Below are 12,267 nucleotides of genomic sequence, written 5' to 3' on the forward strand. Positions count from 1 at the left end.
GAGTGGACAGCGGACGGCGGGGTTCCGGGCCCCGCCGTCCCCCGCGCCCTACAGGTCGGCGAAGCCGTTCTCCAGGATGGCGAAGGCGCGGTCGACCAGGTCGGCGATGTCCTCGGCGCCCTCGGACTCGGCCCACTGCAGCACCGCCTCCGTGGTGGCCGCGGCGAGCGCGGTGGCGGCGATCCGCATCGCGAAGGTCGGCTCCGGGACGCCGGCCCGCCGGGTCAGCGCCGTGAGGTAGAGCTGCCGCGGGTCGTTGGCGCTGTCCATCATCCGGGCGCGCAGCGCCGGGACGTCCCTGACCAGCCGCATCCGGACGAGCAGTTCCTCGCGCTCGTGCTCCAGCAGGTGCCGGATCATCCCGATGACGGCCTCCCGGCAGGAGCGCAGAAACGGTTCGTCGGAGGGGCGGGCGAGCAGCGCCTCGATCATCGCCGGGTCGTACTCGTCGGTGAGGACGAGGTCCTCCTTGGTGGCGAAGTACCGGAAGAAGGTGGACGGGGAGATCTCGGCGGCGGCCGCGATCCGGTCCACCGTGGTGTTCTCGTACCCCTGTTCGGCGATCAGCCGGTACGCCTCGCGGCGGATGGTCTGGCGGGTCTTCAGCTTCTTCCGCTCGCGCAGCGACAGCGGCGCCTCCAGCATCGCCTGGATCGGATTGCCCGGTCCCGCCGGAGGTGCCGTCGCCGGCCGCGTTGCGTTCATGTCTTCGATTATCCGTGATCGGTCGCGGGCACCGGGCCGGTCTCCGGGCCGGTCTCCGGGCCGCTCTCCGGGGCGGGAGGCCCGGCGGGCCCGGCCGGTTCGACGGCGGGCATCCGCACCGCGACCAGCGCCGCAGACAGCACCGCGATCGCCCCGGAGACCAGCAGCACCACCGTCATCCCGTGCACGTACGCGCCGTGCGCGGAGGCGGCGAGCGCCGGGTCGCCGGAGGCGGCAGCGATCGCGTCGGCCGCGACCACCGACCGGCCGGCCTGTTCGGCCGCGCCCGCCGCCAGCCCGCCGGTGTCCAGCGTGCCCCGGTAGGCGTTGGCGAGCAGGCTGCCGAAGACGGCCACCCCGATCGCCCCGCCGACCTGGCGGAAGGTCTGCAGCAGCCCGGAGCCGACCCCGGCCCGGGCGGGCGGCAGCGTGAGCAGGGCGGTGGCCTGCGCGGTGATCAGGGACAGGCCCATGCCGACCCCGAGCAGGGTGAGCCAGCCGGCGGCGAGGGCGTAGCCGTCGGAGACCTCCGTCCGGCTGCCGATGAGCAGGGCGGCGGCCAGCAGGCCCAGCCCCAGCACGATCACCGTCCGGGGGCTGCTGCGGGCGACCAGCTTGTCGCTGAGCCGGGCGGCCACCATCAGGCCGAGCATCATCGGCATCAGCCGCAGTCCGGTGCCGAAGGCGTCCGCGCCGAGCACGCTCTGGAAGTACAGCGGGAGCACGAAGAAGGCGCCGAACAGGACCAGCGAGACCAGCGTCGCGGCCACCGTCGACCAGCGGAAGGCGGCGTCGGCGAGCAGCGACAGGTCGAGCATCGGGGCCGGCCGGCGCCGGCTGCGCAGGACCAGCAGGGTGAGCGCGACCAGCGCGCCGCCGACGGTGCCGAGCACCAGCGGGTCCGCCCAGCCGCGCTCGGGGCTCTCGATGATGCCGTAGGTGAGCGCGGCCAGCCCGCCGGCGCCGAGCAGGGTGGCGGGCACGTCGATCGGGGGCGCGGCGGGGTTGCGGGTCTCCGGCAGCAGGACGACGCAGGCGGTGATGCCGATGGCCACCAGCGGCAGGTTGATCACGAAGATCGCGCCCCACCAGTAGTGCTGGAGGATGAAGCCGCCGATCAGCGGGCCGAGCGGGGTGCCGACGGCCAGCGAGGCGGCCAGGATCGCGGTGGCGCGCCGCTGCTCGCCGGGCGGGAAGAGGCCGGGGATCACCGCCATCGACATCGGCATCACCAGCGCGCCGGCCAGGCCCATCGCGGCGCGGGCGGCGATCAGCGTGGCCGGGCTGTCGGCCGGCATGCCGACCGCCGAGGCCAGGCCGAACAGGGCGAGGCCCAGGGTGAGGGTGAAGCGGCGGCCGAAGCGGTCGCCGATCAGCCCGGCGGGGAGCATCACGGCGGCGAAGACCACGGTGTAGGAGTCGACGATCCACTGCTGCTGCCCGGTGGTGGCCCCGAGCTGCGAGGCCAGCGTGGGCAGGGCCACGTTCAGCACCGTCATGTCGAGGCTGATCACCAGGACGCTCAGCGCGACCGCGACGAGCGCGAGCCAGCGCCGTGGGTCCGGGCCGGGCGACGCCGCGGTGGGCTCCACGGGGTCGGCGGGCTCGACGGGCGGAGTTGGCACGGGAAACCTCCGGAGACCAGCGAAGGGAGTCTCTGTCAAATGACAGTAACTCCCAAAAGGTGGCCGCCGTCAATGTCCGAAAGGCATCGGCTCTCGATTACGCTCCGTGATGTGTCCTGGAAGTGCTCGTTCCGCACGGGGAATTGACGCAACGTTGATCTGTCGTTCGCCGCTTTCCGGCGGCTGCGGGTGACTGTCGGTAGATACGATGTGGCCGTCGGTCAGTGCGGACCGGCACGTGCCGAGAGCGGAGAAGGGGTGGGGCGGCAGGGGCCGACCACGAGCCCGGCGCAGGAAGGAGAAGCCGTCATGGCCGTTCGGGAGTCCGGTGCCCAGATCTGGGGTGCCGTGGTGGTGGTGGGCTCGGCGCTGGCCGTGGTCGCGGCCTATCTGATCCACGGCGCCGCGCTGGTGCTGGTGGTCGCCGGGGTCGAGGTGCTGCTGCTGATGGTCTACGTGGGGCGGCGCTGGCAGTTGCTCCACCAGGCGTCCGAGCCGGACCGCCGGTCGTCCCCCCGCGGGCAGCGGCCGCCCGCGGGCAGGGTGGACGCGGCGCACTGCGAGCGCTGCCGCCGGGCCCGGGAGGCGATCGACGCGCGCCAGGCCGGGCGGCCGGTCCGTGTCCCGCACGCCCACGAGCGCCTCGACCGGCCGCGCGAGCGCCGGCACGACGGAACCCACGAGCGGGCCGCGTACGACCGCACGCCGCACGACCGGGCGCACGAGCACCCGGTCCGGGAGTGGACGGCGGAACGGGCGGCCGTCCGGTCGCACGACCGGCCGACCGCCCGTCACGGGGCGCCGGGCTCAGCCGGCCGCGCTGTAGGCCACCAGTGAGACCCCGACGTACTGCGTGATGAAGGCCCCGAGGGTGAAGGCGTGGAACACCTCGTGGAAGCCGAACCAGCGCGGTGAGGGGTTCGGCCGTTTGAGCCCGTACACGACGCCGCCGATGCTGTAGAGCACGCCGCCGACGATCATCAGCACCAGGACCGCGACGCCGCCGGTGTGCAGGAAGTCCGGCAGGAAGAACGCGGCGGCCCAGCCCAGCGCGAGGTACACCGGCGTGTAGAGCCAGCGCGGCGCACCCACCCAGAAGACGCGGAAGGCTATCCCCGCCAGCGCGCCGCCCCAGACCGCCCAGAGCAGCACCTGCCGGGCGGCGCCGTCCAGCAGCAGGATGGTGAACGGGGTGTAGGTGCCCGCGATGATCAGGAAGATGTTCGCGTGGTCCAGCCGGCGCAGGATCGCGTCGCCGCGCGGGCCCCAGTGGAAGCGGTGGTAGACCGCGCTGACCCCGAAGAGCAGCCAGGCGCTGACGGAGTAGATCGCGCACGCGATCCTCGCGGGGCCCGGTTCGGCCAGGCAGATCAGCACGATCCCGGCGGCCACCGTGGCGGGGAACATTCCGGCGTGCAGCCAGCCGCGCCACTTCGGCTTGTGCTCGGCACGCCCCGTGCTCTCCAGGAGCTCAGCAGTCATGAGCGGCATGCTACCCGCTACCTACGGGTCCGTAGGTTACCCGGCCGTAGGAAGTGGCGCTCATCACGACTTGGACGTTTTGGAGCATTGGGAGGGGGGTCGATCGGCCGCCGGAGGTGCCGAAGGTGTTGTCCTACTGGCTGGTAATCATCCGTACTGTAGTAAAAGATGCGTCAACTCTGCCGTTCTGCCGCGTTGGGGGTGGGGGCCCGGAGCTACGCTCAAAGCACCCTCAACCCCCGCTACGCCGTCTCCCCGCCGGGATGGCGTGAAACGGAGCGATCGTGTCGAACGAGAACTCGGCTGCTCTCAGCGCCGCGCCCACCCGCCACCAGCGCCTGCTGGCCTGGGTGAGCGAGATCGCGGAGCTCACCCAGCCGGACCGCGTCGAATGGTGCGACGGTTCCGAGGAGGAGTACCAGCGCCTCGCGGACCTGCTCGTCGCCCAGGGCACTTTCAAGAAGCTCAACGAGGAGAAGCGACCCAACTCCTACTACGCCGCCTCCGACCCCTCGGACGTGGCGCGCGTGGAGGACCGCACCTTCATCTGCTCCGAGCAGGAGGAGGACGCCGGCCCGACGAACCACTGGAAGGCTCCCGCCGAGATGCGCGAGATCTTCCAGGGCGAGCAGGGCCTGTTCCGCGGCGCCATGAAGGGCCGCACCATGTACGTCGTGCCGTTCTCGATGGGCCCGGTCGGCTCCCCGCTGGCCGCCTACGGCGTCGAGATCACCGACTCCGCCTACGTCGCCGTGTCGATGCGCGTGATGACCCGCATGGGCCGGGCCGTGCTCGACCAGCTCGGCGAGGACGGCGACTTCGTCAAGGCCGTGCACACCGTCGGCGCCCCGCTCGCCGAGGGCGAGGCGGACGTGCCGTGGCCGTGCAACACCACCAAGTACATCTCGCACTTCCCGGAGAGCCGGGAGATCTGGTCCTTCGGCTCCGGCTACGGCGGCAACGCCCTGCTCGGTAAGAAGTGCTACGCGCTGCGGATCGCCTCGACCATGGCCCGCGACGAGGGCTGGCTGGCCGAGCACATGCTCATCCTGAAGCTCACCCCGCCGGCGGGCCCCGCGGGCGAGGCGGAGCCCAAGTACGTCGCGGCGGCCTTCCCGTCCGCCTGCGGCAAGACCAACCTGGCGATGCTCCAGCCCACCGTCCCGGGCTGGAAGGTCGAGACGATCGGCGACGACATCGCCTGGATGCGCTTCGGCGCCGACGGCCGCCTGTACGCCATCAACCCCGAGGCGGGCTTCTTCGGCGTCGCCCCCGGCACCGGCGTGGACACCAACGCCAACGCGATCGACACCCTCTGGGGCAACACCGTCTTCACCAACGTCGCGCTCACCGACGACGGTGACGTCTGGTGGGAGGGTCTCACCGACGAGAAGCCGGCCCACCTCACCGACTGGCGCGGCAACGACTGGACGCCGGAGTCCGAGACCCCGGCCGCCCACCCGAACGCCCGCTTCGCCGTCCCGGCCGCGCAGTGCCCGACCATCGCCCCCGAGTGGGAGGACCCGGCGGGCGTGCCGATCTCGGCGATCCTGTTCGGCGGCCGTCGCGCCACCGCCGTCCCGCTGGTGACGGAGTCCTTCAACTGGCAGCACGGCGTCTTCCTGGGTGCCAACATCGCCTCCGAGAAGACCGCCGCCGCCGAGGGCACCGTGGGCGAGCTGCGCCGCGACCCGTTCGCGATGCTGCCGTTCTGCGGCTACAACATGGGTGACTACTTCGCCCACTGGCTGAAGATCGGTGCCCAGGCGGACGCCGCCAAGCTGCCGAAGATCTACTACGTGAACTGGTTCCGCAAGAACGCCGACGGCCAGTTCGTCTGGCCGGGCTACGGCGAGAACAGCCGCGTGCTGAAGTGGGTCGTCGAGCGCCTGGAGGGCACCGGCGAGGGCGTCGAGACCCCGATCGGCGTGCTGCCGACCGTCGAGGGCTTCGACCTGGACGGCCTGGAGCTGGCGAAGGAGGACCTCGACCTGCTCTTCACCGTCGACGCCGACATCTGGCGTCAGGAGGCCGCGCTCGTCCCGGCCCACCTGGAGCTCTTCGGCGAGCACACGCCGACCGAGCTGTGGGACGAGTACCGAGACCTGGTCGCCCGCCTCGGCTGAGCCTGAGCCTCAGCAGGAGCGGTAGAGAGGCCGGTGCGCTGCACGAACCGCGCACCGGCCGGCGACAGGACGGCCGGAGCCCCGACGGACGATCTTTCCCCGACCAAGGAGATCGTCCGACCGGGACTCCGGCCGTAGCTCTTCCACCCGTCCGTCAGGGCTGGGTGTAGCCGCTCAGGAACATCCCGATCCGGGTGACCGCGTCGGTGATCTCCTCCGCGCGCGGCAGCGTGACCAGCCGGAAGTGGTCCGGCTCGGGCCAGTTGAAGCCGGTGCCCTGGACCAGCAGGATCCGCTCGGACCGCAGCAGGTCGAGCACCATCCGGGCGTCGTCCTTGATCTTGAACACCTTGGGGTCCAGCCGGGGGAAGGCGTACAGCGCGCCCTTCGGCTTCACGCAGCTGACCCCGGGGATCTCGTTGAGCAGCCGGAACGCGGCGTCCCGGGACTCCAGCAGCCGGCCGCCGGGCAGGATCAGGTCCTTGATCGACTGCCGCCCGCCGAGCGCCGCGGCCACCGCGTGCTGGGCCGGCATGTTGGCGCACAGCCGCATCGAGGCGAGCACGGTCAGGCCCTCGACGTAACTGCGGGCCCGGCTCCGGTCGCCGGAGAGCACCATCCATCCGGAGCGGAAGCCCGCCACCCGGTAGGCCTTGGACAGGCCGTTGAAGGTGACGCAGAAGAGGTCGGGCGCCAGGGTGGCCAGCGGGACGTGCTCGGCGTCGTCGTAGAGGATCTTGTCGTAGATCTCGTCCGCGTAGACCACCAGTTGGTGGCGGCGGGCGATCGCGGCCAGCCCCTCCAGCACCTCGCGCGGATAGACCGCGCCGGTCGGGTTGTTGGGGTTGATCACCACCAGTGCCCTGGTCCGGTCGGTGACCTTGGACTCGATGTCGGCGAGGTCCGGGTACCACTCCGACTGCTCGTCACAGCGGTAGTGGACGGCGGTGCCGCCGGCCAGCGAGACGGAGGCCGTCCACAGCGGGTAGTCCGGCGCCGGGACGAGCACCTCGTCGCCGTCGTCCAGCAGCGCGGTCATCGCCAGCTGGATCAGCTCGGAGACGCCGTTGCCGAGGAAGACGTCCTCGACCGTCAGGCCGTCCAGGCCGCGCTCCTCGTAGTGCATCACCACGGCGCGGCGCGCGGAGAGCAGTCCCTTGGAGTCCCCGTAGCCGTGCGCGGTGGAGAGGTTGCGCAGGATGTCCTGGAGGATCTCCGGCGGCGCTTCGAAGCCGAACAGCGCGGGATTGCCGGTGTTGAGCTTCAGGATGCGGTGGCCCTGTTCCTCCAGCCGCATCGCCTCGTCGAGCACCGGACCGCGGATGTCGTAACAGACATTGGCGAGTTTGCTGGACTGGATGACCTGCATGCCTGCCTACTTTAGGGGTACGAACGGGCGGCCCGGCGCGTGTCGTGGGACACCCGTCGGACCGCCCGGACGCTGTCGTTCCGCTCCGCCTTCGATCAGGAGGCGGAGGCCTCAGCTCGCCTTCCAGATCAGCGGCTCGGTGTCCAGAACGCTGCCGAAGACGAGGAACTGCGGCGGGGTGCCGTCCGGAACGAGATAGACGGCACACTGCTGCTGGCTCTGGCCGTCGTTCAGCACGCCCGGCTGCTTGCCGGTGTCGCACTGCGGGATCGACTTCAGGATCGTCGGGGCGGGCAGGATGCCGCTCCCCTTGGGGTCGGTCTGCACCTTGAACCGCATCATGAAGTACTCGTCCTGCAGCGGGGTGCCGGTCCGGTTGGTGAAGTTGACCGTCACGTAATAAGGGGTCATGCCCGCGGTGTCGGCGGGCTTGAACCGGTACGGCGCGATCTCGGCGGCGGTGCCCTTGACCACCGAGACCGGGGTGACGTCGGCCTTGGTCTTGCCCAGGTAGCTGCCGGTGGCGGTGAGCGGCAGCGGGCTGTCGAAGGTGATCTTGCTCTTTCCGCCGCTCGCGCCGCCGATCGGGTTGCCGCTGGTCGCGGCGGACGGCAGCGGGTCGGGGTTCGTCGCGCCGCCGGCCGCTCCGCCCGCGCCGCCCGCGCCACCGGCCGGGGCGGACGAGGGCGCGGCGGTCGGGGCGGAGGTCGCGGCGCCGGTGGGGGCGGCGGCCGGGGTGTCGGTGGCGGGCGGGGCCGTGGTCGGCGCCGCGGTCGGGGCGGCGACGACGGCCGGGTCGTCGTTCTCCGGGCCGCAGGCGGTCAGCGCCAGCGCCAGGACGGCGACCGGGGCCGCGGCGCGCAGAGTGCTCCGAAGCTTCGTCAAGGTGTGTCTCCCCCGTGGATGATGTGGTCGGTGCGGCACCCGGGTTGCGCGGTGCCGTGAGTGTCGGACGCGGACGGTGTCCGGCCGGTTCCGGGCCGGTCGGCGGCCGGTCGGCGGCCGGACCGGGGCGAGGAGGGGGAGAGCCGTGATCGGGAGCGCGCTGGGAGCGGTACTGGCCGGTCTGCTGGTGGCGCCGGTGCTGCGCGGTCTGGTGGTGCGCTACGCCGTGCCGCAGGACGAACCGTGGTGCCTGGCCTGCCCGTCCTGCGGGCGGGAGCTGCGCGGCCTGCCGCCCACCGGCCGGTGTCCGGGCTGCCGGAGCGGGCTCGGCCCCGGCGCCTGGCTGGTGGAGGCGGTCACCGCCGCGGCGGCCGCCGCCGCGCTCGCCGCCGCGCATCCGGCGGACGCGCTGCTGCTGCTCTGGCTGGCCGGGCCCGGCGTGGTGCTGGGCTTCACCGACGCCCGGGTGCACCGGCTGCCCTACCCGCTCACCTGGACGCTGGCGGCGGGCCTCGCCGTGCTGCTGCCGGTGGTGCAGCTGGCCGAGGGCGCCCCCGGAGTGCTGACGCGCTGCCTGCTGGTGGCACTGGCCGCCGGGGCGCTGTTCGAAGTCCCGGTCCAGCTGGGGCTGGTGGGCGGCGGGGACACCGTGCTGGCGCTCGGCCTCGGCGCGCTGCTCGGCCGCTACGGCTGGTCCACCGCCTTCGCCGGCCTGGCGGCCTTCGTGCTGCTGGCCGGGCTCTGGTCGGTCGGCGTGCTGCTGGCCTCCCTGGTGCGCCGCCGTCCGGTGCGCGGCCGGGAGGTGCCGCTGGGCCCGTTCCTGCTGCTCGGCACCCTGCTGGCGGTGCTCGGGCACTCCTGAGGCGCTCACGGCCCTGGGTGCTTCCGGCCCGAGGCGTGCACGGCCCGGGAAAGCGGACGGGCCCGCCGTACCGGTAGGTACGACGGGCCCGGCGCCGACGCGCAGGCCCCACCCTCAAGGAGCGGCGCGCCGGGGGGAGTTACGGCATCTGGTGGACGAACGGGCCGACCGTGTTGGAGAAGGCGTTCCCGTTGACGGAGTCCCAGTTGGTGGACCAGGTCATCGCGCCCCGGATGGTCGGCCACTTGGCCGGCGGGACGAAGCTGCCGCAGTTCTTGCCGGTGGCGAGGCAGTCCAGCGCGTTGTTGACGACGCTCGGCGCGACGTAGCCGCCGCCGGCCGCCTTGGAGGAGGCGGGGACGCCGATGCCGACCTGGTCGGGCCGCAGACCGCCCTGGATCTGGGTGCAGATCTGCGAGGTGATGAAGTCGATGGTGCCCTGGTTGTAGACCTTGCCGTCGCAGCCGTTCATGCCGCCCGAGTTGTAGAACTGGGTGTTGACGACGGTCAGGATGTCCTTGGTGTTCAGCGCCAGCTGGAAGTACGCGCCGGCGGTGGAGTACATCCCGATGGTCTCGGGGGCCATCGTCAGGACGAAGCTGGAGCCGACCTTGGCCTGGAGGCTGTGCAGGGCGTTGCCCATGTGGGTCGGGTTGACCCCGTTCTCCAGGTCGATGTCGATGCCGTCGAAGCCGTAGTCCTTGATGACGCCGTAGGCGGTGTCGACGAAGGTCTGGGCGGCGGTGGCGTCGTTGACCGAGATGGCGCCGTTCTGGCCGCCGACCGAGATGATGACCTTCTTGCCGGCCGCCTGCTTGGCCTTCACGTCGGCGCGGAACTGGGCGTCGGTGTAGCCGCCGAGGCCGGCGGAGAGCTCCGGGTCCAGCTTGAAGGTGATGGCGCCCGCGCGGCTGGGGACGGCGTCGGCGAACGAGACCGCGATGATGTCGTACGCGCTCTGGACGTCGCTCAGCTTCTGGAGGTTGTTGCCCTTGTTGTCGAAGTTGTGCCAGTAGCCGGTGATCGCGTGCTTCGGCACACCGGTGTTGGGGTTGCCGGTGCTGGTCGCCGTGGGGGTCGGGGTGACCGTCTGGGTGGGCGTCGGCGTGACGGTCTGGGTCGGCGTGGCGGTGGCCGTCGGCGAGGCGGTCGCGGTCGGCGTGACCGTGGGGGTGACGGTCGGGGTGGGGGTGACCGTCGCGGTCGGGCTCGGGGTGGTGGGGCCGCCCGGGCCGCTCAGCACGACGTCGTCGGCGTAGTAGGCGCTCTGGCCGTACCAGCCGTGCAGGTAGACGGTGACGGTCTTGGCGCTCGCACCGGTGGTGAAGGTGGTGGAGAGCTGGTTCCAGCTGTTCTGGTTGGACCAGACGCTCGGGTCGGTGCCGCCGGTGCCACGCGCGCCGAGGTAGGCGTACGGGCCCTGGACCCAGGCGCTCAGGGTGTAGCTGGTGTTGGGCAGCACGCTGATGGTCTGGGTGCACTCGGCGGTGTCCCCGGCGCTCGGGGTGGCCTGCAGCGCGCCCGAGCCCGAGTGGGCCGGCGTGGTGACGGCGCTCGCGGCGCCGGCGCAGACCCAGCCGCCCAGCGAGCCGTCGAAGCCGCCGTTGGTGACCAGGTTCCCGGCGGCCGCGTTGGCGCCGCCGGCGAAGAGGGCGAGGCCGGTGCCGGCCAGGGCGAGGGCGGTGGCGCCCGCGGCGAGGGCCGGGACGGGGCCGCGGCGGCGCTTGTGCGACACGGGCCGGTTCAGCGTACGGGCCATGGAGGTGCGCTCCTGTGGGGGAGGAGCGGCCGCCGCGGTGGGGGGCGCGGCGGCCGCGTGTGGGGGAGGGCATTGCGTCCGAAGTACTGCCTTGACGAGGGCGGGTCCGGTGTTCTGTTCCGCCCTGGGAACAAAAGCTGGACTAGACCATTGGGGGTCGTCAAGCATTGAACCGTCGGCTTACGGATTCCTTAAGGAATCGGAGACCGTTCCGTATCCGGCCGCCGGCCGTTCCCCGGAGCGTCCCCGGGACGTCGTGCCGGCGCGTTCAGGCCACCTCCGGCACGCCTGTCGGGACAGACTTCGCATAGGACCGTGACCCTCCCGCGACCTGCGGCTTTCCCTGCCACCACGACGCGGGAGTAGGCTGCGCCGGGGGTTCTGAAGCACCCGGTGAAGTGAGCACGGAGGGGCCGAAAAGCATGGGTCTGCGCGATGTCGTCGAACGCACGCCGGGTCTGCGCGTCCTGCTGGACGGGATGTACGGCCTCTACGGTCGCCGGGTGGAGGTGCACCTCGCCCGCACCCCGCACCACATCGGCGTGATCCTCGACGGCAACCGCCGCTGGGCCCGCGCGACCGGCGGCTCCACCGCCTACGGCCACCAGCGCGGCGCGGACAAGATCAGCGAGTTCCTCGGCTGGTGCGACGAGACGCACGTCAAGGTCGTCACCCTGTGGATGCTCTCCACCGACAACCTCGACCGCCCGGCCGACGAGCTGGTCCCGCTGCTCGGCATCATCGAGGACGCCGTCACCAATCTCGCCGCCGCCCGCCGCTGGCGGATCAACCCGGTCGGCGCCCTGGACCTGCTGCCGCAGCACACCTCGGACGTCCTGAAGCGGGCCGCCGAGGAGACCGCGGGCATCGAGGGCATCACCGTGAACGTGGCCGTCGGTTACGGCGGCCGGCACGAGATCGCCGACGCCGTCCGCTCGCTGCTCCAGGAGCACGCCGGCCGGGGCACCTCGATCGAGGAACTGGCCGAGATCCTGGACGTCGAGCACATCGCCGAGCACCTCTACACCAAGGGCCAGCCCGACCCCGACCTGGTCATCCGCACCTCGGGGGAGCAGCGGCTCTCCGGCTTCCTGCTCTGGCAGAGCGCGCACAGCGAGTTCTACTTCTGCGAGGCGTACTGGCCGGCCTTCCGCAAGGTCGACTTCCTGCGGGCGCTGCGCGCCTTCGAGCAGCGCAACCGGCGGATGGGTCTCTGACCGGGGGCGCACGGCGGCCCCGGGGGACCGGGCCGGCGCGGCGCGCCGGATTGACCACCGTAGGGGCTGGCTTACCCGGCGGCCGGGCGAGGCCAAACGTTCACCCGCAATGATCCGTCAGTTCGCCGACGGCGCGAATGCACCGCCCCCCGCCTGGGAATACTCCGATCAGACCGGCCCCGAGGCCACCGGGGCAGCGGGGGCCGGCTTGCCGCGGATGACGCAGGGTCATCCGCC

The 12,267-nt window shown here is 72.1% G+C and carries 10 protein-coding genes; 4 read left to right on the top strand and 6 right to left on the bottom strand.

Annotation, left to right across the window (positions count from 1 at the left end; genetic code table 11):
* Positions 1-48: 48 nt before the first annotated feature.
* Both ACFVVU_RS12305 and ACFVVU_RS12310 read right to left on the bottom strand, forming a co-directional pair.
* Entirely contained in the window at positions 49-705 is a 657-nt protein-coding gene (locus tag ACFVVU_RS12305; RefSeq protein ID WP_387789606.1) for a TetR family transcriptional regulator, read from the bottom strand.
* An 8-nt stretch (positions 706-713) separates the two neighbouring features.
* Positions 714-2,330 (bottom strand): MFS transporter, encoded by a 1,617-nt coding sequence (locus ACFVVU_RS12310; RefSeq protein WP_387789608.1) that lies wholly within the window; start codon positions 2,328-2,330, stop codon positions 714-716.
* 309 nt (positions 2,331-2,639) lie between these two features.
* Between ACFVVU_RS12310 and ACFVVU_RS12315 the strand changes: the two genes are divergently transcribed.
* Positions 2,640-3,167, top strand: coding sequence for a hypothetical protein (locus tag ACFVVU_RS12315; protein ID WP_387789610.1), 528 nt, complete (start codon positions 2,640-2,642; stop codon positions 3,165-3,167).
* Here the strand turns inward: ACFVVU_RS12315 and ACFVVU_RS12320 are convergent.
* The gene (locus tag ACFVVU_RS12320) at positions 3,138-3,812 is read right to left on the bottom strand and encodes a hemolysin III family protein (RefSeq protein ID WP_380680162.1); all 675 of its coding nucleotides are present in this window, start codon (positions 3,810-3,812) and stop codon (positions 3,138-3,140) included. The two genes, ACFVVU_RS12315 and ACFVVU_RS12320, sit on opposite strands and share 30 nt — an antisense overlap.
* 284 nt (positions 3,813-4,096) lie before the next feature.
* Here ACFVVU_RS12320 and ACFVVU_RS12325 point away from each other — a divergent pair, with 284 nt between their 5' ends.
* A complete protein-coding gene (locus tag ACFVVU_RS12325) occupies positions 4,097-5,938 on the top strand; it encodes a phosphoenolpyruvate carboxykinase (GTP) (protein WP_380680165.1) in 1,842 nt (613 codons plus the stop codon).
* Positions 5,939-6,092: 154 nt separating this feature from the next.
* Here the strand turns inward: ACFVVU_RS12325 and ACFVVU_RS12330 are convergent, their stop codons facing one another.
* Both ACFVVU_RS12330 and ACFVVU_RS12335 read right to left on the bottom strand, forming a co-directional pair.
* The gene (locus ACFVVU_RS12330) at positions 6,093-7,307 is read right to left on the bottom strand and encodes a pyridoxal phosphate-dependent aminotransferase (protein ID WP_380680167.1); all 1,215 of its coding nucleotides are present in this window, start codon (positions 7,305-7,307) and stop codon (positions 6,093-6,095) included.
* Positions 7,308-7,418: 111 nt separating this feature from the next.
* Positions 7,419-8,192, bottom strand: coding sequence for a hypothetical protein (locus ACFVVU_RS12335; RefSeq protein WP_387789613.1), 774 nt, complete (start codon positions 8,190-8,192; stop codon positions 7,419-7,421).
* A 145-nt stretch (positions 8,193-8,337) separates the two neighbouring features.
* Between ACFVVU_RS12335 and ACFVVU_RS12340 the strand changes: the two genes are divergently transcribed.
* Entirely contained in the window at positions 8,338-9,054 is a 717-nt protein-coding gene (locus ACFVVU_RS12340; protein WP_387789614.1) for a prepilin peptidase, read from the top strand.
* A gap of 139 nt (positions 9,055-9,193) precedes the next feature.
* On the opposite strand, the gene ACFVVU_RS12345 is transcribed toward ACFVVU_RS12340, so the two are convergent.
* Complete coding sequence (locus tag ACFVVU_RS12345; RefSeq protein ID WP_387789616.1) at positions 9,194-10,813, bottom strand: chitinase; 1,620 nt, start codon at positions 10,811-10,813, stop codon at positions 9,194-9,196.
* A 422-nt stretch (positions 10,814-11,235) separates the two neighbouring features.
* Between ACFVVU_RS12345 and ACFVVU_RS12350 the strand changes: the two genes are divergently transcribed.
* Positions 11,236-12,030, top strand: a complete 795-nt coding sequence (locus tag ACFVVU_RS12350) for an isoprenyl transferase (RefSeq protein ID WP_355369919.1) — start codon at positions 11,236-11,238, stop codon at positions 12,028-12,030.
* Positions 12,031-12,267: the final 237 nt, after the last annotated feature.

The organism is Kitasatospora sp. NPDC057965 (assembly GCF_042887135.1).
In the GTDB taxonomy this organism is placed as follows: domain Bacteria; phylum Actinomycetota; class Actinomycetes; order Streptomycetales; family Streptomycetaceae; genus Kitasatospora.